Source organism: Sphingobium sp. TomMM35A, assembly GCF_054771735.1.
Genome location: NZ_BSRC01000003.1, coordinates 1 through 19,521, shown reverse-complemented (window position 1 = coordinate 19,521; position 19,521 = coordinate 1). Strand labels below are relative to the sequence as shown.

At 61.3% G+C, this 19,521-nt stretch carries 23 protein-coding genes, 1 tRNA gene and 1 pseudogene; 13 read left to right on the top strand and 12 right to left on the bottom strand.

What is annotated here, in order from left to right:
- Nucleotides 1–812: 812 nt before the first annotated feature.
- From tnpA to ACYU8T_RS17070, 4 genes are all read left to right on the top strand, one after another.
- Nucleotides 813–1,196, top strand: a complete 384-nt coding sequence (gene tnpA, locus ACYU8T_RS17085; RefSeq protein WP_041380262.1) for an IS66-like element accessory protein TnpA — start codon at nt 813–815, stop codon at nt 1,194–1,196.
- Complete coding sequence (gene tnpB / locus ACYU8T_RS17080) at nt 1,193–1,540, top strand: IS66 family insertion sequence element accessory protein TnpB (protein WP_011950829.1); 348 nt, start codon at nt 1,193–1,195, stop codon at nt 1,538–1,540. Before tnpA ends, tnpB begins: the two co-directional genes overlap by 4 nt.
- Before the next feature lie 61 nt (nt 1,541–1,601).
- Nucleotides 1,602–3,155 (top strand): IS66 family transposase, encoded by a 1,554-nt coding sequence (gene tnpC, locus ACYU8T_RS17075; RefSeq protein WP_461158394.1) that lies wholly within the window; start codon nt 1,602–1,604, stop codon nt 3,153–3,155.
- A 97-nt stretch (nt 3,156–3,252) separates the two neighbouring features.
- A complete protein-coding gene (locus ACYU8T_RS17070) occupies nt 3,253–3,426 on the top strand; it encodes a hypothetical protein (RefSeq protein WP_461160423.1) in 174 nt (57 codons plus the stop codon).
- Between the two features lie 25 nt (nt 3,427–3,451).
- On the opposite strand, the gene ACYU8T_RS17065 is transcribed toward ACYU8T_RS17070, so the two are convergent.
- On the bottom strand, nt 3,452–4,654 hold the full coding sequence (locus ACYU8T_RS17065) for a TIM44-like domain-containing protein (RefSeq protein WP_461160422.1): 1,203 nt from the start codon (nt 4,652–4,654) through the stop codon (nt 3,452–3,454).
- A gap of 319 nt (nt 4,655–4,973) precedes the next feature.
- Between ACYU8T_RS17065 and ACYU8T_RS17060 the strand changes: the two genes are divergently transcribed.
- Nucleotides 4,974–5,321, top strand: coding sequence for a helix-turn-helix domain-containing protein (locus ACYU8T_RS17060; RefSeq protein WP_461160421.1), 348 nt, complete (start codon nt 4,974–4,976; stop codon nt 5,319–5,321).
- Nucleotides 5,322–5,510 (top strand): hypothetical protein, encoded by a 189-nt coding sequence (locus ACYU8T_RS17055; protein ID WP_461160420.1) that lies wholly within the window; start codon nt 5,322–5,324, stop codon nt 5,508–5,510.
- Between the two features lie 41 nt (nt 5,511–5,551).
- Here ACYU8T_RS17055 and ACYU8T_RS17050 read toward each other — a convergent pair.
- A tRNA-Gly gene (locus tag ACYU8T_RS17050) sits at nt 5,552–5,625 on the bottom strand.
- Between the two features lie 142 nt (nt 5,626–5,767).
- Between ACYU8T_RS17050 and ACYU8T_RS17045 the strand changes: the two genes are divergently transcribed.
- On the top strand, nt 5,768–6,055 hold the full coding sequence (locus ACYU8T_RS17045; RefSeq protein ID WP_461160419.1) for a WGR domain-containing protein: 288 nt from the start codon (nt 5,768–5,770) through the stop codon (nt 6,053–6,055).
- Nucleotides 6,056–6,069: 14 nt separating this feature from the next.
- Here ACYU8T_RS17045 and ACYU8T_RS17040 read toward each other — a convergent pair whose 3' ends face one another.
- The 6 genes from ACYU8T_RS17040 to ACYU8T_RS17015 form a co-directional block, all read right to left on the bottom strand.
- Complete coding sequence (locus tag ACYU8T_RS17040) at nt 6,070–6,744, bottom strand: RES family NAD+ phosphorylase (protein WP_461160418.1); 675 nt, start codon at nt 6,742–6,744, stop codon at nt 6,070–6,072.
- Nucleotides 6,741–7,256 (bottom strand): MbcA/ParS/Xre antitoxin family protein, encoded by a 516-nt coding sequence (locus ACYU8T_RS17035; protein ID WP_461160417.1) that lies wholly within the window; start codon nt 7,254–7,256, stop codon nt 6,741–6,743. The genes ACYU8T_RS17040 and ACYU8T_RS17035 overlap by 4 nt, the downstream gene beginning before the upstream one ends.
- Nucleotides 7,257–7,321: 65 nt before the next feature.
- Nucleotides 7,322–7,654: an endoribonuclease MazF gene (mazF, locus tag ACYU8T_RS17030; RefSeq protein ID WP_201516682.1), complete on the bottom strand. Its 333-nt coding sequence runs from the start codon at nt 7,652–7,654 to the stop codon at nt 7,322–7,324.
- Nucleotides 7,654–7,896, bottom strand: coding sequence for an AbrB/MazE/SpoVT family DNA-binding domain-containing protein (locus ACYU8T_RS17025; RefSeq protein WP_201516681.1), 243 nt, complete (start codon nt 7,894–7,896; stop codon nt 7,654–7,656). Before ACYU8T_RS17025 ends, mazF begins: the two co-directional genes overlap by 1 nt.
- Nucleotides 7,897–8,034: 138 nt before the next feature.
- The gene (locus tag ACYU8T_RS17020; RefSeq protein ID WP_461160416.1) at nt 8,035–8,445 is read right to left on the bottom strand and encodes a type II toxin-antitoxin system VapC family toxin; all 411 of its coding nucleotides are present in this window, start codon (nt 8,443–8,445) and stop codon (nt 8,035–8,037) included.
- Nucleotides 8,442–8,687, bottom strand: coding sequence for an AbrB/MazE/SpoVT family DNA-binding domain-containing protein (locus ACYU8T_RS17015; RefSeq protein WP_461160415.1), 246 nt, complete (start codon nt 8,685–8,687; stop codon nt 8,442–8,444). The genes ACYU8T_RS17020 and ACYU8T_RS17015 overlap by 4 nt, the downstream gene beginning before the upstream one ends.
- Before the next feature lie 202 nt (nt 8,688–8,889).
- Between ACYU8T_RS17015 and ACYU8T_RS17010 the strand changes: the two genes are divergently transcribed.
- From ACYU8T_RS17010 to ACYU8T_RS17000, 3 genes are all read left to right on the top strand, one after another.
- Nucleotides 8,890–9,837 carry a tyrosine-type recombinase/integrase gene (locus ACYU8T_RS17010; RefSeq protein WP_461160414.1) on the top strand — a complete coding sequence of 316 codons (948 nt, stop codon included), beginning with the start codon at nt 8,890–8,892 and terminating at the stop codon, nt 9,835–9,837.
- A gap of 95 nt (nt 9,838–9,932) precedes the next feature.
- Nucleotides 9,933–11,183: a Fic family protein gene (locus tag ACYU8T_RS17005; protein ID WP_461160413.1), complete on the top strand. Its 1,251-nt coding sequence runs from the start codon at nt 9,933–9,935 to the stop codon at nt 11,181–11,183.
- 45 nt (nt 11,184–11,228) lie between these two features.
- Nucleotides 11,229–12,368 (top strand): ATP-binding protein, encoded by a 1,140-nt coding sequence (locus tag ACYU8T_RS17000; RefSeq protein ID WP_461160412.1) that lies wholly within the window; start codon nt 11,229–11,231, stop codon nt 12,366–12,368.
- A gap of 7 nt (nt 12,369–12,375) precedes the next feature.
- Here ACYU8T_RS17000 and ACYU8T_RS16995 read toward each other — a convergent pair whose 3' ends face one another.
- Together ACYU8T_RS16995 and traA are read right to left on the bottom strand one after the other, a co-directional pair.
- Nucleotides 12,376–13,071: a DUF6118 family protein gene (locus tag ACYU8T_RS16995; RefSeq protein ID WP_461160411.1), complete on the bottom strand. Its 696-nt coding sequence runs from the start codon at nt 13,069–13,071 to the stop codon at nt 12,376–12,378.
- An 8-nt stretch (nt 13,072–13,079) separates the two neighbouring features.
- Nucleotides 13,080–15,953 (bottom strand): Ti-type conjugative transfer relaxase TraA, encoded by a 2,874-nt coding sequence (gene traA / locus ACYU8T_RS16990; protein WP_461160410.1) that lies wholly within the window; start codon nt 15,951–15,953, stop codon nt 13,080–13,082.
- Between the two features lie 28 nt (nt 15,954–15,981).
- On the opposite strand from traA, the pseudogene ACYU8T_RS16985 reads away from it, so the two are divergent.
- The 3 genes and pseudogenes from ACYU8T_RS16985 to ACYU8T_RS16975 all read left to right on the top strand — a co-directional run.
- Nucleotides 15,982–16,167, top strand: a pseudogene (locus ACYU8T_RS16985) (conjugal transfer protein TraD); the annotation flags it as partial.
- Between the two features lie 94 nt (nt 16,168–16,261).
- The gene (locus ACYU8T_RS16980) at nt 16,262–16,480 is read left to right on the top strand and encodes a conjugal transfer protein TraD (RefSeq protein WP_461160458.1); all 219 of its coding nucleotides are present in this window, start codon (nt 16,262–16,264) and stop codon (nt 16,478–16,480) included.
- Between the two features lie 36 nt (nt 16,481–16,516).
- A complete protein-coding gene (locus ACYU8T_RS16975; protein ID WP_461160409.1) occupies nt 16,517–18,073 on the top strand; it encodes a type IV secretory system conjugative DNA transfer family protein in 1,557 nt (518 codons plus the stop codon).
- A gap of 207 nt (nt 18,074–18,280) precedes the next feature.
- Here the strand turns inward: ACYU8T_RS16975 and ACYU8T_RS16970 are convergent, their stop codons facing one another.
- Both ACYU8T_RS16970 and rfbA read right to left on the bottom strand, forming a co-directional pair.
- On the bottom strand, nt 18,281–18,562 hold the full coding sequence (locus ACYU8T_RS16970) for a hypothetical protein (protein WP_461160408.1): 282 nt from the start codon (nt 18,560–18,562) through the stop codon (nt 18,281–18,283).
- A gap of 89 nt (nt 18,563–18,651) precedes the next feature.
- Nucleotides 18,652–19,521 (bottom strand): glucose-1-phosphate thymidylyltransferase RfbA (gene rfbA / locus ACYU8T_RS16965; RefSeq protein WP_461160407.1); only part of this gene is annotated, 870 nt, incomplete at its 5' end.

The window sequence follows — 19,521 nt, the reverse complement described above, 5'->3', positions numbered from 1 at the left end:
TACCCAGGCTGATGCGGGCGTGCCCTATGTCCCTGATGATCCTGACCGTGAAGATGCAGAGCCCCGCTATGACCGTGCCACCAAGAGCGTAGGCCCAAGCCGGCGCGATATCGAGAAACCGCCACAGCAGCAGCTGGCTGCCGCCCAACCAAGCAACAAGGAACGTCCAGATCCAGCCTGATGGAATAGACATGGCGTGCCAACCACTCGCCCCTTCGGACTTAGGGCTGACCAATGGGTCAACGCGCCTGGTCGAGATCGATGTTTCCCCCATTTCTCTAGCTCTTAAAGATATGCCGCCATAGGTCGATTAGAAATACTGATGTTCCTGCATAACAAGGATACTGAAAGGATATCCACAGGATATCGTTTTAGATTACGGTGCGGGCGTATGCGGTAATCTCCGGCTTGGCGGATTAAGAGAATCGGCGCAGTAGGCTCTAGGTCGGACAGCGTTGAAGGCGTCATGCGCCTCCAGACCCCCGAGTGAGAGAACGCCTGATCGCTGCGGTTCCGGGAAGCAACGGCTTTGACACTGATCGGATGAGCTCTCCGTAATGCCGACCTGATCTTTCTCTCTGGTAGTACGGGCTTACGAGGCGTTCCACGAAAGCATCAATGTCGCTGAGCAGGCACTGGCTATCCGCGAAGCGCTCTTCATACATGATTTTGCGCCGTAAGCGGGGTCTGGCGACCGCCTTGCGCAGCGCCCATTAGCCGGGATGATTGCCGCTCTTTAAGCGGGGTGGCCGGTGTCGGACGAGATTGAAGATTCAGCGAGCAGCGCAGCGACTACTCATACGAGCGGTCGTATGAGTAGTCGGATAGAGATCGTTAGCCGGGTGTCAGGCCGGCGGCGGTGGACGGTAGAGCAGAAGCTGGCCGTGCTGCAGGATGCATTCGGCCCGGAGGGCTGCGTGCGCGCGGCCTGTGAACGCCATGACGTCGGCAGCGGCTCGATCTACACATGGCGGCGACAGGCGATGTCCGGTGAGCTCGCCGGGGTGCGCAAGTCGATCAAGCCTGCCTTTGCGGAGGTGCAGATCAGCGATCAGCTGGCCTTGCCTGGGCCAACGGTCGCAGCACGCAGCGAGGGAGTGATCGGCATCGAGCTGCCGTCTGGCATCAGGGTGAACGTGGACGCCACCGTCGATGCCGATGCCCTGTCGCGGGTGATCGGCGTCCTGACGCAATGATCCCGCTGCCGCCCTCAACGCGGATATTCCTGGCCTGCGGCGCAACAGATATGCGTAAGGGTTTTGACGGCTTGGCTGTGATGACGCAGCAAGTTCTGGAGCAGAGCCCGCATTCCGGTGCGCTGTTCGCCTTTCGAGGGAAGCGCGGTGATCTGGTAAAGCTGCTCTGGTATGACGGTCAGGGCATGTGCCTTTTCTCCAAGCGGATGGACCGAGGCCGGTTCATTTGGCCATCGACCAAGACCGGTTCGGTGGTGATGACGGCGGCCCAGCTTTCCATGCTTCTGGAAGGCATCGACTGGCGGCGGCCGGAACGCACTTTCACCCCATCACTCGCGGGCTAAAAACGCCCATTTTCCGGCGCTTTTTCTGGCATTGCGGCGTCTGTTCCGCTATAGGGTCGCGGTGTCGGACGCAGGCCTTTCCACCGCTGATAAAGACGCTCGGATCGCCGAGCTCGAAGCTGCTTTGGCGGCCGCCCATGCCGATATTTCTGCCCGAGACATCCTGATCGACACGCTGCGCGTGCAGATCGCGCGCCTCAAGCGGATGCAGTTCGGCAAGTCGTCCGAGAAGCTCGACACTCAGATCGCACAGCTTGAGCTTGCGCTCGAAGAGCTCGAAGGCGAGGCCATCGTCGCCGCCGCCCGCCGGGCCGATCCGGCAGAGGTTGATCGGCCGTCGCCTGTTCGTGCGCTGCCTGCTCATCTGCCGCGGGAGGAACAGCGGATCGAGCCCGAACAGGGCAGTTGCACCTGTCCAGATTGCGGCGGAGCGCTGCGGCCTCTGGGGCAGGATAGCGACGAGATGCTCGATGCCGTGCCAGTGCAATGGCGTGTCGTTCGGACCATCCGGCCCAAGTATAGCTGCCGGTCCTGCGAGAAGATCGTCCAGGCGCCCGTGCCGGTAAAGGCGATAGCGCGCGGCAAGGCGACCTTCGGCACGCTGGCCCACGTTGTCGTCTCCAAGTTCGACCATCATCTGCCGCTTTACCGCCAGGCCGAGATCATGGCTGCGCAGGGGGTCGAGATCGACCGATCGACACTGGCGGGCTGGGTAGGACAGGCATCCGTGCTGCTCGACCCGATCGTCAGTCGCATTCGCGAGGTGGGCCTCACCGCCTCAAAGATCCATACCGACGATACGCCTGTTCCCATGCTTGATCCGGGCCGGGGCAAGACGGCCACCGGCAGGCTTTGGGCTTACGCCGTCGATGATCGTGGCTCGGGCGCTACGACCCCCTCGCTCGTCTGGTATGAGTTCACCACCGATCGCACCGGTGCGCATCCCCAGCGTCAGCTGGCCAACTTCGCCGGCTACCTGCAGGCTGATGGTTACGCCGGTTATGACAAGCTCTACGACACGAACCGCGTCACCGAGGTTGCTTGCTGGGCGCATTTCCGGCGGAAGATATTCGACATCCACGCCACCAAGCCGACGCCGCTCACCACCGACCTGCTAGAACGCATCGGCCAACTCTATGAGATCGAGGCAGAGGTTCAAGGCCAGCAACCCGAGATCCGCCGACGAAGCCGGCACGACCGCACTCAGCCGTTGATCGATGATCTGCGGCAAGCACTTGACGATGCCCTGCGCCGCCTCTCGCCCAAGTCCGAGATGGCGAAAGCGATCGCCTATGGCCGCAAGCGCTGGGTGGCGCTCACGCGCTTCCTCGATGATGGGCGTCTGGAGATCGATAACAACATTGCGGAGCGTGCCATGCGATGCGTGGCCTTGGGCCGTAAAAACTGGCTGTTCGCCGGATCAAAGGCAGGCGGCGATCGGGCGGCGGCCATCTACTCCGTTATCGAGACCGCAAAGCTCAACGGCCTCGAACCACAGGCCTATATTGCCGACGTTATCGCCAAGATCGCCGGCAACTGGCCTGCCGCTCGCTGGGATGAACTCATGCCGTGGAATTGGCGACCAGATCAGCAACCGATCGCCGAAGCCGCCTGATCTGCGGCCTCCAGCCCACGCTTACTTTGCGCCAGCGAAACGCGGGCTAAAGGTCGGCCGGCAGCTCATTGCGCGCGCGCGCTTAGGCAGCGTGGAATTGGTTGCTGTCGAAGGGGCGGCAGAATACTGGCGTCAGCTCGGCTTTGGCGAAGGAGCCGCTTCAGGCGAACTTCTGGAAAAGCTTGCGACCTATGGAACGCTTGCACACTGGATGACCTGCGGCATTTCGCCACCAGCTAAGCGTCGCCGCACCACGCAAATTTTGACCTGACCATCGCGACGGTCAGGTCTGTAAATTACGCCTCCTGGATCGCCGACAGACGCCAGGGATTGCGGGCGTCTCTGACGAAGGTCCAAAGCTCGGTCGTCACGCTCGGCTGATGCGGATCACCAGAAATCACCTCGCCGCTATTCCGGTCACGCATGATGTCGATGCTCTGGTAGCGCATCGCTATGGTCGCATAGTCTGAGCCATCTTCGCTCCAGGCCTCTGCGACTTCGGCATCAAGCAGTTCGGTTGCGGACACCTCGTTCCGCTGGCCCTTTGTGGCGTTCTGGCTCAGTTCCTCGGCAAGGTAGGACATGATTTCCGGCGTGGTGTAGGCGCGCAGCTGCGTATAATCCTCACGTCCGAACGCATCCTGCACATCCGTCAGCAGACGTTCGAAGCTCTGCTGATCCTCCCTCGTGATCGCAATCTCGTGGGTCTGGGGTTCAACCGGACGCAAGGGGAAGGCCGACGCCGAAAGCGGCTGTTGCGGCGCGCCGGTGAAAGCATTTGCGGAATATTGGGAAGAAGCGGGCATCCCGGCAGGGGCCAATTGGGACCGGCGACGGAATATTTTGATCCCGAACCAGATGAGTCCACCTATCAGGGCGATCTGGAGCAAAGCCATCAGCATCCCGCTGCCAGCCAAGGCGCCAAAGCCGTTGCCGAGCAACATCCCGATAAGACCGCCCATGACGAGGCCGCCGATCAGGCCTTTTGCCATATTGCCGAACCGGCTCGGGCTGTTCGTAGCTCCCGGACGAGCGGCCGCAGCATTCGCCTGCCCGGGAGCAGGCTTATCGGTCATGGTCCGCTGTACCGGCGCCGCCTGATTAGGCGCGGTCTTCGTTACCGGCGGCGCGATCGCAGTTCGCGAGCCTCTGCTACCGGCGCTGCCCCCGCGCCGTGCATCGGCGGGGCTTGCGATCATGACGGCGACTGCCAGGCTCATGGCGAGCGCGCCGGCGGTGCGAAACTTAGTTCCAATCATCGGAAATCCTTTTGCCCATTGGCCGAGTTTCTCAGGTGCAGGACCGATGAGGACGCTTGCCGCTTTGCGATCGGCGAGACGCCCAAGCGGAGCAACGACGATAAGGTCGCGATCTTCGGGCATTCCATGAGCCTCCTCGTTCCAGTCCAGACAACGAGCGGCTTTGAGTGATCGGGCACTATAGTAATCGACCAGCATCGAGCGCGCTCGATGCGGTCCGACATCACGATCGCTGTTCAAGCAATCGCCAGAGGGGCCCGGCCCGCATATGTGCAGGATATGCATGGCATCCTGCAAAAGCAACAGGCGCTGTTCTGTAGCCAAGGCTCTGCGGGAGGAGGGGAAACAGGGCGCGCCTGTTCCAGCGTCCGCTGAAGCCGTGCCCAGCCATCACGACAAAGAAACCCGATCCGGCAGCTTAGCACATCGTCAAGGCCTCCATAAAAGGCATGCTTGAGCCTAATGCCGCCCTTAGCGGTAAGTGAGCGGAATTCCGCTTGAGTTTCTGATAATATGTAGCGATATTCCGCACAGTCTTGTAGTTCGAGCGGAATTCCGCATGCAGAAGGATATATTTGCTCTCTTGGGAGAGCAGTTGCGCTGCTGCCGCGAGCGGCGCTCGATGAGTCAACTGGGTTTGGCGCAGCGGCTTGGTCGCGATCGCGCACGCATTTCTGAGTTGGAACGTGATCTGATCGGCGGACGCCAAGGCCGCGACCGCCTGACACTATTCGCCGAAATCTGCGATGCGCTCGATCTGGTGCCCCTCTTGGTGCCAAGGTCTCAAGCAAGCGCCATTCGTGATCAGGTCGAAGGCACGCGGGGCATCGACTTCAATCAACCGGTGCGCTCGACGTTCGACGAGTTGTTCGTCGATCTTGGTGAGGACGAAGAGGAGGATCGCTAGATGGCGAAGGCTGCCGCGATCCTTGGTGTTCACCTGCTCGATGCAAAGCTTGGGCCAGTGAATATCGGGACGCTCACGGGCCACTGCATCATCAAGGTAGCGAGCGATACCTATCGCGGACTTCCGGAAGCCGAACATGGCGCAATGACGCTGGTAGCCAAGATCGGAGTTGAAACAGCGACTTGCTGATGAAGGCGAAAGCTGTCGGGATTGGAAACCCGGATTCAGACTGGAGCGGGTAGCGGGGATCGAACCCGCATCACAAGCTTGGAAGGCTAGTGCTCTACCATTGAGCTATACCCGCCCGTCAGGCCATGCGCCCTGCCATCTTTTCGGAGGCTCTGCAATATCCAACTGCTGCGGTTCCGCTGATCGGGACAGTGAATCAATGGACCGGCACTGAGTCAGACAAGTCGTAAGACGGGTAGGGCGCTTATGCCTATCCTATGGCGATGGAGCACGCGTTTCCTTCCCGCCTGATCCACCTGCGCGCCTTGGACCCGGCCCATAATATCGCGCGCGACTATAGCATCTGGATGAGCATCGACCTGTTCGGCAACTATGTGGTCGAAACCTGCTGGGGACGGATCGGCGCCAAGGGACAGCGGCAAAGGCGCAGCTTTCCGGACGCGTCCTCCGCGCGGCACCATGTCCGGGCGATAGTCAGGAAGCGGCGCGGCGCGCGGCGACGGATCGGGGTGGAGTACCGGCTTATGGCCGTTGCAACAGGGTAGGGGGCCTGTCCTTGCTACAGGCGCAAGCGGCGGACGTTGATGGCCCGCGCGCGGGCTTCCACGCTAATCTCGAAATGGTCGGTCTGCATGACATTCGTGATCTGGGGCGGAATAAAGGCCACCATGTTGGTGCCGCCTCGACGCCGCACGCTGTCAAAGATGATGCCTGCTTTTCCTTCGGATCGGACCTGTTCGCCAAAGAGCTGCGCGGCGGCATAGCTGTCGGGACGGTAAAGATCGGAATGATTGCTCTGTAGCCCTCTTATGTCGCGATAATCCTCACCCGCCAGCTTGGCCGAATAAGCCCTGTAGGTTCGGCTCATGCCTGGCACATTGCGGGCGATGGCTTCGCGGCGGAGGTGATGCCCGACCTCAGCGGCGGCCGTTTCGATTTCCTTGGAAGCATACCATGCGCCCAGTTCCGGCCCATTGAAGCGCAAGCCGTCGGGCGCAGTATGTAAAAATGCCGCCATGACGACGCTGCTATTGGGTCGGCCATAGACCCAATGGGCTTGTGGCAAGCGGTGCAGTCGATCAGCGACAAGGCGGTCGTTGGTCCAACCGGCAAGCTCCATGACAGCCTGCGCATCCGCTGCCGTCGCAACCGTGTCGAACAGCCCGATCGGCGGAAAGCGTGATGGGATCAGCCGATAACTTGGGTACGGCGCTGCGGCGAATATCTCCGTCACTGAAAGAGGATCTCATCATCCTCATAAGGTGCGAAGTCGGCCTCTGCCGCAGTGGGGGGCATATAAAGGCCGCCCCGCGCCGCATCCAGAAAGCGGCGAACCGTCATCAAGCCATCCTGCGTCCCATTGGTAGCGAGCGTGAGCGGTGGCCTGCCCCCGAAAACGCGCGCATCATGCGGCTGACAGAGCCAGGCAACGGCGTCACGCTCTTCGCTGAAAAGCACCGTGAGCGCCTGGTGAATGCCGAGCACAGCTGAGATTCGGGTCAGCACATCGACATCGAGCGTAATGGACCCATGCTCCCGCGCCTGCTTGCACCAGCTATGGAAGGTAGAGCGCGACGGATAGCCCAGCATCAGCCGTCGCTGTTCCTCGTTCAAGCCCCAGAGATCGGCAATTGCCAGGAAGGTGCGCAGGGCAGGGGCGCTAAGGCGGCGCCGGTTCGACGGCTCGAAACGAGAAAGGTCTAGAACAGGCTCGGTCGAGCTTACGTCATGCGATAAGTGCGGCATAACTCCCTCCAGATCTGGATATAGTCCACATCTGGAGGAAAATCATTCAAATTTGAATGATATCTCTATAGGACGAGGAGGGCACGGATTTTAGCTTGAGTATCAGCCAGTGTGGCCTTGGACACTTTGCCTTTTTTGGTCGCTCGACGAGCACGCCAGTCCAGACGCTTCACCTGATCGGCGAGGACGACGCTGGGAGGGTCGCGGCTCTCAACAACTTCAAAGGGATATCCTTTGATCCGCGTTGTCATCGGACAGCAGATCATCATTCCTCTCAAACCGTTGTATTTCGCCGGCGACAGTACAAGCGCCGGGCGATGGCCCGCCTGTTCATGGCCAGCCTGCGGATCGAATTCCAGCCAAACGATATCGCCGATATCCGGCACATAAGCGGCCATTACCAGAATTCATTTCCGACAGGTGAACCGAACTCGACAGGTTCGGGAAAAGTATCTGGCGTCATTCGAGCCAGAAGGGCGTCCAAGTCATAGGCTGGTGATAGGACAGGCTCGATTACAATTCGCCCTTCTTCCTCTCGTATATCGACCTCCTGATCAATGTGGAGCGCCGTCGCAGCCATGATCGATGCCGGAATACGAACGGAAGCGCTGTTGCCCCACTTCTTGACCTGAACTCGCATTCCTACCTCCATGTATCGACATTTACGATACGCCCCAACATTTCGCGTGTCGACATTTGTCTCTACATGCTTAAGGGTGCTGCTCGTGCGAGTTCACACGAACGGACCAGCAGAAGCAGAATAAGGCGCTCTGCTGGATCATTGGCTTGATCGTTTAAGAGAACGAACGATCTTCACCTTGGCGCCGATTGTCTCGGCAATTGAGGCCCACTGTCGGTCTGCCGTCCAGGCTGGCAGACTGTCACGAATAGCCAAGGCCAGACAGAAGCGATCACCGAGCGACAATCCTGCTTCGGACGCTGCGGCGCGCAGATGGCCTGCGATTTTCGCGAGCTCCGCATCCGCCTCCACCCAGGTGACGGGCAGGGGCCGCAACATCGCGTCCGCTTCTTGGGGAGGCATGCCATTATGCACAAAGTGGCTAATCACCTCGGCAAGATTTACAGTGCACATGCGTGAGCCAATGAGTGCACCCGCCACCTTGTCACCGCCCGGCTCATCGCGCAGCATGGCGAGCAAGGCCGAGGCGTCCAGAACGATCGCCGTCATTCGCCGCTTTCCGTGCGACGGTTAGCGAGAAAGCTATCGACCGATGCCTCCGGCTTGTCAGCAGTATATTTGCGGGCCAGCGCACGCGCATGGGCGACGGATTGGGCAACCGTGCGCAGAATGACGCCATCAGGCGTTTCCTCCACGATCAGCGCCCCGCCGCCTGTAAGGCCCAAACGTTTCCTAACATCAGCTGGAAGGCTCATGCGGCCATTTGCGGTGACATTTACCTGTATGGTCATAATTTCTACCCAAACCCCTAACCACCAAATTTGCCCTCTTTTCTGTTTATGCCTCTCTTTGCATTTTATGTCATTATCCCGATTCAATGACGCGATTTACCAGCTTGCGCATAAATGTACATCATCCTTTGATAATGTCCTTTATCAGAGGATGATGGATAGTTAGGCTCCGCGCCATGAAACCGTTCGCCAAGCGCCTCTGATGACCGGCCTCATCTCTCTTTCCTCCGCGCCGGTGATCATTGCCGAGGCTTCACAAGCCACGCGGATGCGCTTCCTTGAATTTTTCGCGGCGAACATCCGCAACCTCAACACGCGGCGCGCTTATGCGCGAGCTGCAAGCGACTTCCTCAACTGGTGCTTCGGCCATGGCGTGCGCGACCTGGGCGAGATTGCGCCGCTTCATGTCGCGGGCTGGATCGAAGAACTGGGTCAGTCGCTATCTACGCCCACGGTCAAGCTGCGCCTCGCCGCGGTGCGTAACCTGTTCGACTGGCTGGTGGTCGGCCAGATCATCCCCTTCAATCCAGCGTCGAGCGTACGCGGCCCCGCCCATAGCGCGCGCACCGGACGCACCCCCGTGTTGGAGGCGGAGGAAGCCCGCGCGCTACTCGACGCGATCGACATTTCGACACAAGCAGGCCTGCGCGATCGGGCGCTGATCGGCCTCATGGTCTACAGCTTCGCGCGTGTCGGTGCGGCGCTCGCCATGAAGCGGGAGGATGTGTTCGTCCAAGGCCGCCGCCATTGGCTGCGCCTGCATGAAAAGGGCGGCAAGCGGCATGAAATGCCCTGCCACCACCAGTTGGAGGAATATCTGCTCGCCTATATCGAAACCTGCGGACTGACCGAAGCCAAGGCGCCCCTGTTCCGCACCATCAGTCGCGAGACGAAGCGGCTGAGCGAAACCCCACTATCCCAACCCGACGCCCACGCCATGGTCCGCCGCCGCGCCAAGGCCGCGGGCATCGCAACCCGCATCGGCAATCACAGCTTCCGCGCAACCGGGATCACCACTTATCTGAAGAATGGCGGAACGCTAGAAAACGCCGCCGCCATGGCTAATCACAGTTCGACCCGCACCACGCAGATCTACGACCGGCGAAGGGATGAGATCAGCCTTGCCGAGGTCGAGCGGGTGCGGATTTAATGAGAGGCGATACGATTAGGCTTCGATCGACAGGGTTGCTTTCTATCAATCATTTTCTGCGATATTGTGATCGATAGAAAGGTGTTTCATCGATCATGCTTTGGAATTGGCAACTGTCCGACTGGCCTCAGTTCAGCTTCGAGCAGTCGTCCCTGCGTGCCGCAGAAGAGCGTTTCATAAAAGGGGCTGGCGTTATCGTTGGATCGCTGCACCATCTCGACGGCGAGGCGCGCCAAGGCATAGCGATCGAGCTGATTTCCCAAGAAATAGTCGATAGCTCTGCTGTCGAAGGAGAAGTGCTGGACCGCGCAAGCGTCCAGTCCTCCATCGCGCGACAGCTTGGCTTTGCTTCGGCCAAGCGCCGGTCAAACCCCGCGGAAGCCGGGGCAGCAGAGCTTATGGTGGACCTCTATAGACGATATGCCGAGCCGTTAGGCGATCAGCTTCTGTTTGAATGGCATAGCATGCTGATGAACGGTCGTCGCGATCTGGCCGATATCAGCGCTTATCGCACCCATGCCGACGCCATGCAGATCGTGTCCGGTGCGCTCCACGCACCGCGCGTCCATTTTGAAGCGCCGCCATCAGATCAGGTATCAGGGGAGATGGTGCAATTTATCGCCTGGTTCAACGATAGTTCCCCGCAAGGCTCTGCTCCCCTCCCAGCGATCACGCGCGCGGGCATTGCGCATCTCTGGTTCGAGACGATCCATCCGTTCGAGGACGGTAACGGTCGCCTGGGCCGCGCCATTGCCGAGAAGGCTCTAGCTCAAAGCTTAGAAGCGCCCACGCTGACAGCACTCTCTGCTACCATCAATCGACACAGGAAGGCCTATTATGCCGAGCTGCAACGAGCCAGTCAGAGCAACCAGATTGATGACTGGTTATATTGGTTTGCCAGCATCGTTCTGGAAGCGCAGGCCCGCACCATCGCGAGCATCCGTTTCCTGATCGAGAAGACCCGCCTGCTTGAGCGACTGCGCGGCAAGATCAATGCGCGACAGGAAAAGGCGCTTATTCGCATGCTGGCCGAAGGACCTGACGGCTTCATTGGCGGCTTGAGTGCACATAATTATCGCACGATCACCGACGCCACATCGGCAACCGCCACCCGCGATCTGGCTGAACTCGTCGAACTGGGTGCGCTACAGCGGACTGGTGAGCGCCGTTATGCCCGCTATCATCTCGTGATCAGCACGAATGCATCTGGGAACCTCAAGCCAGATCCCAACAAGCTCCTCATTGAGGAACGGCTCGTCGAAACGTTCATCGATGGCGATCTTGCCTTTAAGAGCCCCAAAGCGCCGCGAATGGAGCTTCGCATTATCCTTCCAAATTTCAATTGAAGATTGAATATTGCAAGAATGATTGAGCGTCATATCAAAACACAGTTGGTTGATCGCCTTGCCCATAGCCCTGCCGTCGCGCTGCTCGGCCCAAGGCAGGTGGGCAAGACAACGCTGGCGCAAGAGGTCGGCGAAGCCCGGCCATCGCTCTATCTCGACCTGGAATCAGAGGCTGACAGGGCAAAATTGACCGAACCGGAACTCTATCTTTCCGCCCATGAGGACAAGCTCGTCATCCTTGATGAGGTGCATAGGGTGCCCGAGCTTTTCCGGCTTTTGCGCGGCCTTATCGACCGCGGGCGACGCAAGGGATTGCGAGCGGGGCAATTCCTGCTCCTGGGCTCGGCATCCATGAACCTTCTTGCTCAGTCGGGTGAAAGTTTGGCCGGGCGGATCAGCTATCTGGAAATGGGGCCGCTGGACGCGCTGGAAATAGCGGGGCCAGATATCGAACGGCTCTGGATCAGAGGCGGGTTTCCCGACAGCTATCTGGCAGGATCGGACCGATCGAGCCAACGCTGGCGGCAGGATTTCATACGAACCTATCTCGAACGGGAGATCCCGGCGATAGGTCCGCGAATCCCGGCAGAAACCTTGCGCCGCTTCTGGACAATGCTGGCTCATCATCAATCCGGCCTGCTCAATGCTTCGGAATTCGCCCGCAGCCTCGGGGTCACATCCCAGACGGTCGCCAATTATCTCGACCTGCTTGTCGATCTATTGCTCGTCCGCCGACTTGCCCCCTGGCACAGCAACGGCGCCAAGCGCCTAGTGAAGTCGCCCCGTGTCTATGTCCGGGACAGCGGGCTTGTTCATACTTTGCTCGGCCTGACGGATCGGGAAGCGGTCCTTGGCCACCCCGTTGCAGGCGCGAGTTGGGAAGGCTTTGTAATTGAAAGCCTGGTGGCCGCGGCGCCGGAGGGGACGGAAACCTATTTTTACCGCACATCCGTCGGCGCGGAGATCGACCTGCTCCTTCGGCACCCCGATGGCCGCCTATGGGTGTTCGATGTCAAGCGCAGCCTCTCGCCCAAGGTCGAACGCGGCTTCCACTCGGCCTGCGAAGATCTGAGTCCCGACCGCCGTATCCTGATTTATCCCGGATCTGAGACTTTCCCGCTGGGAAATGGCATCGAGGTGATGTCGCTGTCGACGGCCGCGCATGCTCTTGGGCATGATCAGTAAGAGGGACCTACTCGCCCTTCACCTCGATTGTGCAGCGCACGGCCTTCTCCGCCTTGACGGCGGCTTTGCGGCACCTCTCGATCGTTTCGCGATTGTCACGGACGAGATTGGCGGCGTCGGCGATGGCATCCCAACTCGGTTGCGAGACACTGGCCATGAGATGCTGTCCTGCGTTCCAGATTGTGTCTTTGCCTAGCACCCGCGCGGCCATGCGCTCGGGCCAGTGCCAGCTTGCAGGCATCATTCGCGCAATCGGCCCCGCCAGCGCAGCATAGAGCAACAGACCCAATGCCAGTCCAACGACACCGGAAATGAGTAGCCAACGCATCTGCTCTTTCGCCTGACGCACCGAGCCTGCCAGCCTGCGCAGATCGCCGACCGCGCCATCCAGCGCCGCTTTCGACGCCTGCGCCTGACCCTGCACCGCGTTCACCGCTTCCTTGACGGAGGTGTTCAGTCGGCTCCCGATCGTCTCGGGCGTCAGCGTCATGGCGGGGCTTTTGCGCATAGCATCGACCTGCGTCACCAGTATGCCCAGCAGCTTCTCGGTGCGGGCCAGGGTCGGCTCATAATCGGGAATGTCGATGGACTCGCGCGCGGCCGTCAGCCCTTCCACCGCCCGGCGCAGCAACGCCACCTCGCCGCGCAGCTGCTCAAACGCCGCGACCGGGTCGTCCTGCTCGACCTCGCGATACTGGTCCATTCTTCCTCCTATCGTTCGAGGCCGCGATCCCGGCCCAGCCCCAATCCTTGGGTCAGCTGGCGGCCGAGGTTACGCCCACGGTCCATGCCCATTTCGAGCCCCAGCTCCCGCGCCCGCCCGCGCAGCACCGCCTCCATTTGCGGGTCGCGCTCCAGGCTTTTCGCCATGCCGGCCATAGCCTCGCCTGCCTTCTCGCGGCCTGCCCTGTCGCCAGTGCGATACTCTGCTTGAAGCCCCTGCCAGCGTTTCACGAACTGTGCGGCGCGCAGATGCGGATCGGCCCGCAAGCGCGCCTCCTGCGTCATGGCGGCGAGCATGGGGCCGCTACGCCCCGATGCTGCCTCGCGGACCAAGCCAGGATTGCGCTCGATCACCGCGCTCATGTCGCGTGACGCATTGGGCTGGACCTGATCGAGCGCTGTGCGCGCCTGCTCCAGCGCGACTTTCTGATGCTCCAGAACGGGCGCGCCCTTCTCCTGCGCCTGGGATATGGCCTCTGTGGCCCGCGCCACACGCTCCACCGCCCGCACCCGCGTCCGGTCAGCGGCGGGTGGCTCCATCGTCGGTGAGGCAGCACGCGACAGCCGCAAGCCGTCGAACATGCCACGCCGCTCGGGCCGCGCATCGGGCAAGCGGATCTCACCCGACAGCCCGCGCAGGCCAGCAAAAGCGCGACGCAGCCCGTCGGCATCGCGGGCATAATCCGACGCCATATCCTTGGTCCGCTCACGGCCGAGCGTGCGCACAAGCTGGCGCTGGTCGGCAAAATCGTCACGGCCATAATGAAGCTGCACCCCATCGCGGTGCCGCGACAGCGCCACATAGGCCGAATGGCGGTCCATGCCGGGGGTCGCCAGCACATGGGTGCGATCGACCGTCACCCCCTGCGATTTGTGGATGGTGGCGGCATAGCCATGGTCGACATGGGCGTAATCCTTGAAGTCAAAGGCTAGCCTGCGCCCGTCATCGAGCCGCACCGCCATGCGCTCCGGCGACACGGTTTCGATCCGCCCCAGCGTGCCATTCTTCACGCCCAGCCCGCGCTCATTCTTCAGGAACATGATGCGGTCGCCGCTGGCGAAATCGCGCGCGCCCCGCTCGGCCGCTACGCCCACATCCGCGCCAAGTTCACCAGCATCGCGCAGCCGCTCACGCGCGGCGAGATTAAGGTCGCGCACCTCGGCATTTGTGTGGGTGAGGATGATCCGGCTCTGGTGGGGATCGACGCGCCGCTGTGCATCCCAGCGGTCGATCAGCTCAGCCCGCGCCAGCTCACGCGTCTCCGCCGCATGGACCATGCCGCCCTGCTCATAGGCATGGACTGCCTCGCCCGTCCGACCTGTCGCCAGCGCCTTGGTCGCGTCTCGCTGCCATGGATCGCGCTGTCGGCGTATCTCGCCAATCTCGGCCCAGCCATGGCGCTCGGCCAGGCTGCGGAAGGCCGCACCCGCCTCGATCGCCTGTAACTGCTCAGGGTCGCCGACCAGCACCACCTTGGCCCCGGCGTCGGCGGCATGGGACAGCACCCGCTCCATCTGGCGCGTGCCGATCATTCCCGCCTCATCGATCACCAGCACGTCACGCGGACCCAGCTGATCGCGCCCCTGTTCCCACTGATATTCCATGCTCGCGATCGTGCGGGAGGCAATGTCCGAACCGCTCTCCAGATTTTCCGCCGCAATGCCCGAAAGTGCCACGCCGTAGACCTGATAGCCCGCACCCTCCCAAGCCTCGCGCGCCACGCCCAGCATCGCCGATTTGCCCGTCCCGGCATAGCCGACGACAGACGCCAGCCCCTCCCTGCCGGTGATATGCTCCAGCGCTCCGCGCTGCTCCGTGGAAAGGACAAGCCCCCGCGCTTCGGCGGCCGCCAATGCGTCGTGGCTGTGCCGATCGGCGAGGCCATGTTGCGCCTGGCCTCCGAGCCGATCGGCGGCCCCTTCCAACCGCTGCTCAGCCGCAATCATGTCGCGGGACGTGAAGCGGTCATTTCCCTTCCCGTCGATCCCCAATGCCACCAGTTCGGGGCTGGACCGCACCGCTCTTAGAGCCTCATCGAACTGCGCCTTCCCGTCGCTGTGCCGGTGCACGAACATGGCGAGATCGCGTGTCGTGAAAGTGGCTTGTTGCCGCGTAATCGCGTCCAGGGCGATCGACGGATTGGCGATGATTTTCTCGCCATTCTCCCGCGCGATCCGGACATGATCTTCGGCCCGTTCGGCGCCCTCGCCACGCTCCAATCGCCGCGATCCCGCAGGGCCGATCTTGTGCTGCGGCTCAAGGTCGATCCCCTGCGCCGCCAGCGTCCGATGATCAATCCGCGCATCGATATCCAGTTCGGCAAGGCGCTCGTTCACATGGTCTTCCCATGCCTCCCGCCACTCCTTCAGCAGCTCCGTACCGTTCCACTCACGCACCTTCTTGCCGAAGCCATCGGGCCCCACTTCGCGCATCGACAACATCACATGAGCGTGCGGCTTGGGCTGACCGTCCTTGCCTATGTCCCAATGCACGTTGAGGTCTGCGACCATGCCGCGTTTGACGAACTGCTTTTCGACGAAATCACGGGCGAGCTGAACGCCCTGTGCCTGGTTCATCTCGCGCGGGATAGCGAACTCCACTTCGCGCGCCAGCTGCGCATCCTTGCGCTTCTCCCCTGCCTCGACTTCATTCCACAAGGTCGCGCGGTCCGTCAGGCGCTCGGGCGCCCCTTGGGGCAGCAGCACTTCGGAATGAACGACGCCTGCCTTGTTCGAGAAATCATGGGCACGCCCAAGCCGCTCGTCCTGCAATTCGGACGCCGAACGATAGGCGGCCGACGCCACCGCGCTTGACCCATTGGCACGGCTGATGACCTTGGCTGAGAAATGGTAGATCGCCATTACCTAATGATTCTCGCAGCTTAGCAGCAAGGCGAAAAAGGTCGAGCAGCTCGGCCAGCTGGTGACGGTGACCGGGGCCGATATGCTTGATGTTCATGTGCTCGCCGGCGCCCTCATTGCGGCGGTAGAAGCGCCCGATGCGGAAACAAGGGAGGCGTGGCGCGCGAGGGGCGAAGCTTTTTTTCAACAGCGGCGGAAGAAGGCTCGCGCATGAGATTGCGGCAACCGACAAGACAATGGTGCGAACGCAGCGCGCCGTTCGCCGGGCTGAAGCCGCCCAGCGCCGCACTGATACGCGGGAGTGGGTGATGCAGCGGAGGGAGCGCACGCGCCACCTGATTGAACTGGGCGGGCTTGTTCAGAAAGCGGGACTTGTCGATCTCGCTGATGATGACCGGGCGACGCTTTATGGCGCGCTGCTCGATCTGGCCGCCAAAGCGCGGGAGGATGGGAACATTTTGGCGCTCTGGAAGCGGCGCGGCCACCGCGCATTCGATACGGAAGCGGAACTGAGCGCGCCATGCTGATGGCCCTCTGCTCAAGCGATTGAAGGAGAAGGAATGATGGCGGTGCCGCTGGTCGGGGGTGAACGGGGTATCAGCGGCGGCTTCGCGGTCGGCGGCGGCATTATTGTTCTGATCGGCACGCAATGGTTGCTCAGCAAGCTGCTCCCGGAATCCATCGCCAGCACCATCGCCTGGGCCGCGCTGGTCGCCTTCGGGGTCGCGGTCTGGAAGTTCAACCAGGGGATGCGCCGCAACGATCTGCTCGGCTCCGCTTCCTTCGGATCGCGGGCCGATGTGCGCGGCCTTGAAACCAACGGCGGTGATCTGCTCATCGGGCGATCGGCGAAATCCGGCAAGCTGCTGCGCTATGATGGTCCGGCCCATCTGCTGACCATGGCCCCGACACGCAGCGGCAAGGGCGTGGGCACCATCATTCCCAATCTGCTCACCCTCGACCGCTCGGTGATCTGCATTGATCCCAAGGGGGAGAATGCCCGCGTTACCGCCAGGGCGCGCGCCACCAAGGGCACGGTCTGGTGTCTCGACCCGTTCGAAGTTTCCGGGCAACCCCCTGCCCGATACAATCCGCTCGACCGACTCGACCCCGCCAGCCTCGACCTGGCCGAAGATGCGATGACGCTGGCCGACGCCCTGGTGCATGATCCAGCGGGACAAGGCGGCGATGCCCATTGGAATGAGGAAGCCAAGGCGCTGATCGCCGGGTTGATCCTCTATGCCGTGGTCCATGAAGAGCGCGAGCATCGCACCCTGGCGACCGTGCGGGACTATCTGACGCTCGCCCCTAAGGCGTTCGCCGATCTGCTCACCCTCATGCAGGACAGCCGCGGCGCGGGTGGCCTGATCGCCCGTGCCGCCAACCGCCAACTCGGCAAGTCCGATCGCGAGGCCGCAGGGGTGTTGTCCTCGGCCCAGCGGCACACCCATTTTCTCGACAGCCCCCGGATCGTCGCCAGCACAGCGGCATCGGACTTCACCTTCGCAGAGTTGAAGGAAGGGGTTTCCACGGTGTTTCTGTGCCTCCCTCCTGACCGGCTCGACGCCTATTCTCGCTGGCTACGCCTGCTGGTCGGCCAGGCGCTCACCGACATGGCCCGCTCGCCCGCCAAACCGGCGTGGCCCGTCCTGTTCCTGCTTGATGAGTTTGCCGCCTTGGGCAGGCTGGAGCCTGTCGAGCGCGCCATGGGCTTGATGGCCGGATATGGAGTGCAGCTCTGGCCGATCTTGCAGGACATGCACCAGTTGCGTGCCCTCTATGGCGAGCGGGCGGGCACCTTCCTGTCAAACGCCGGGGTGTTTCAGGCGTTCGGGGTGAACGACCTCGCCACGGCCGAACTGCTGTCCAAGACGCTGGGCCAGGAAACCCTCGAATATCAGACGGCGGGTTATTCCAGGGCCAGCATGATCGACGGCGGCAAGCTCACCCGCTCGGTCAACACGCAGATCAGCGCCCGCAACCTTATGAGCGCTGACGAAATCATGCGGATGCGGCCCACCGACCAACTGCTGATGCTCCAGGGGCAGCCTCCGTTGCTCGTGGAGAAGATCCGATATTACGACCAGCGCGAATTTTCTGGACTGGCAGATCCCAGCTAAGGCCCGAGCCGATCCGTCTGTAACAGCCTAATCGCCTGTTTCGCCGTAGGAAGGGCGACTCTTTACGTCATGAAGCGCGCTGAGATGAGCATAGACCATCTCCGAGCGGCAGGGTTCGGCCTTCTAATCGCCAAGCTCTTGGGATCGAAAATAGCGGCCATATTGGCGCTCTGAGGGTTACCGCTGCGATTTAATTCGTTGATCCAGTCAGAGCTTCGGCGAAATATCCTCACGCATCGCGTCGATCATGAAGCGCCAAACATTCGCCGCATCGCCCTGATAGCCTGACTGCGATTCCTCTGGACCGACATATCGGATAACTGCGGCTCCCGCCTCCGTCATGCGCAGGCTCGGCTCATGGATCGCTTCCAGCACGGCCTGCGCCTGTGGCAGATAGCTGCGCCACAAGGACTTTCCCTGGCGCTCATCATCATCGGCGTGGCCATCGAGTTTGCACAGGGCGCGAGCTGCGCGTTCTATCGGCGTCATGCTCAGAAGGTTGCAGCGGCAAGCGTCTTGGTCAAGAGCCGCAACTCTGATCTACGCCTTCTAAATTATTTCACACCGCTGGTAGCTCTTCAGGCCTCGGTCAATATCCCCTGCAAATAGCGGCCGTAATCTGACTTGCCGAGCTTGGCGATCGCCTGCTCCAGCTGAGCCGCACCGATAAAGCCTTGCCGGAATGAGATTTCCTCCGGGCTGGCGATCTTAAACCCTTGCCGCTTCTCCAGAACGCGGACGAATTCCGCCGCATCAAGCAGGCTGTCAGGCGTGCCCGTATCAAGCCAAGCAAACCCGCGGCCCATGATCTCTACATTCAGCTGCCCACGCTCGAGATAGACGCGGTTGACGTCGGTGATCTCCAATTCGCCGCGTGGTGACGGCTCCAAATTGGCGGCGATGTCCACCACCTGCTCGTCATAGAAATACAGACCGGTGACGGCGCAGTTGGATTTGGGAAGCGTCGGCTTCTCCTCAATGCTGATGGCCCTTTTGGATTCATCAAAGCTCACCACGCCATACCGTTCGGGGTCGTGGACATGATAGGCAAAGACGCTTGCCCCCTGCTTACGCGACGAGGCGCTAGCAAGCAGTTCCGGCAGACCGTGGCCATGATAGATATTGTCCCCCAGGATCAGCGCCGACTGCTGGCCCGCCACGAAATCCGCGCCAATGATATAGGCCTGCGCCAAGCCATCAGGGCTCGGCTGCTCGGCGAATTCGAAGCGCATGCCCCATTGCGATCCATCGCCCAGCAGCGCCTGAAAGGCGGGCAGGTCGCGCGGCGTGGAGATGATCAGCACTTCGCGAATACCCGCCAGCATCAGCGTGCTCAGCGGATAATAGATCATCGGCTTGTCATAGACCGGCATGAGCTGCTTCGATATCGACAGCGTCATCGGATAAAGGCGGGTGCCGCTGCCACCGGCGAGGATAATGCCCTTCAT

Excerpts from the sequence above, each read along its gene's own strand:
- ACYU8T_RS17035 (WP_461160417.1), bottom strand. The coding sequence starts at position 7,256 with ATGCCGCACTTATCGCATGACGTAAGCTCGACCGAGCCTGTTCTAGAC.
- ACYU8T_RS17045 (WP_461160419.1), top strand. The coding sequence starts at position 5,768 with ATGGCGATGGAGCACGCGTTTCCTTCCCGCCTGATCCACCTGCGCGCC.
- traA (WP_461160410.1), bottom strand. The coding sequence starts at position 15,953 with ATGGCGATCTACCATTTCTCAGCCAAGGTCATCAGCCGTGCCAATGGG.
- ACYU8T_RS17005 (WP_461160413.1), top strand. The coding sequence starts at position 9,933 with ATGCTTTGGAATTGGCAACTGTCCGACTGGCCTCAGTTCAGCTTCGAG.
- ACYU8T_RS16970 (WP_461160408.1), bottom strand. The coding sequence starts at position 18,562 with ATGACGCCGATAGAACGCGCAGCTCGCGCCCTGTGCAAACTCGATGGC.
- ACYU8T_RS17020 (WP_461160416.1), bottom strand. The coding sequence starts at position 8,445 with ATGACGGCGATCGTTCTGGACGCCTCGGCCTTGCTCGCCATGCTGCGC.
- mazF (WP_201516682.1), bottom strand. The coding sequence starts at position 7,654 with ATGGCCGCTTATGTGCCGGATATCGGCGATATCGTTTGGCTGGAATTC.
- ACYU8T_RS16975 (WP_461160409.1), top strand. The coding sequence starts at position 16,517 with ATGGCGGTGCCGCTGGTCGGGGGTGAACGGGGTATCAGCGGCGGCTTC.
- ACYU8T_RS17060 (WP_461160421.1), top strand. The coding sequence starts at position 4,974 with ATGCAGAAGGATATATTTGCTCTCTTGGGAGAGCAGTTGCGCTGCTGC.
- ACYU8T_RS16995 (WP_461160411.1), bottom strand. The coding sequence starts at position 13,071 with ATGGACCAGTATCGCGAGGTCGAGCAGGACGACCCGGTCGCGGCGTTT.
- ACYU8T_RS17055 (WP_461160420.1), top strand. The coding sequence starts at position 5,322 with ATGGCGAAGGCTGCCGCGATCCTTGGTGTTCACCTGCTCGATGCAAAG.
- ACYU8T_RS17015 (WP_461160415.1), bottom strand. The coding sequence starts at position 8,687 with ATGACCATACAGGTAAATGTCACCGCAAATGGCCGCATGAGCCTTCCA.
- ACYU8T_RS17025 (WP_201516681.1), bottom strand. The coding sequence starts at position 7,896 with ATGCGAGTTCAGGTCAAGAAGTGGGGCAACAGCGCTTCCGTTCGTATT.
- ACYU8T_RS16980 (WP_461160458.1), top strand. The coding sequence starts at position 16,262 with ATGCAGCGGAGGGAGCGCACGCGCCACCTGATTGAACTGGGCGGGCTT.
- ACYU8T_RS17010 (WP_461160414.1), top strand. The coding sequence starts at position 8,890 with ATGACCGGCCTCATCTCTCTTTCCTCCGCGCCGGTGATCATTGCCGAG.
- tnpB (WP_011950829.1), top strand. The coding sequence starts at position 1,193 with ATGATCCCGCTGCCGCCCTCAACGCGGATATTCCTGGCCTGCGGCGCA.
- tnpA (WP_041380262.1), top strand. The coding sequence starts at position 813 with ATGAGTAGTCGGATAGAGATCGTTAGCCGGGTGTCAGGCCGGCGGCGG.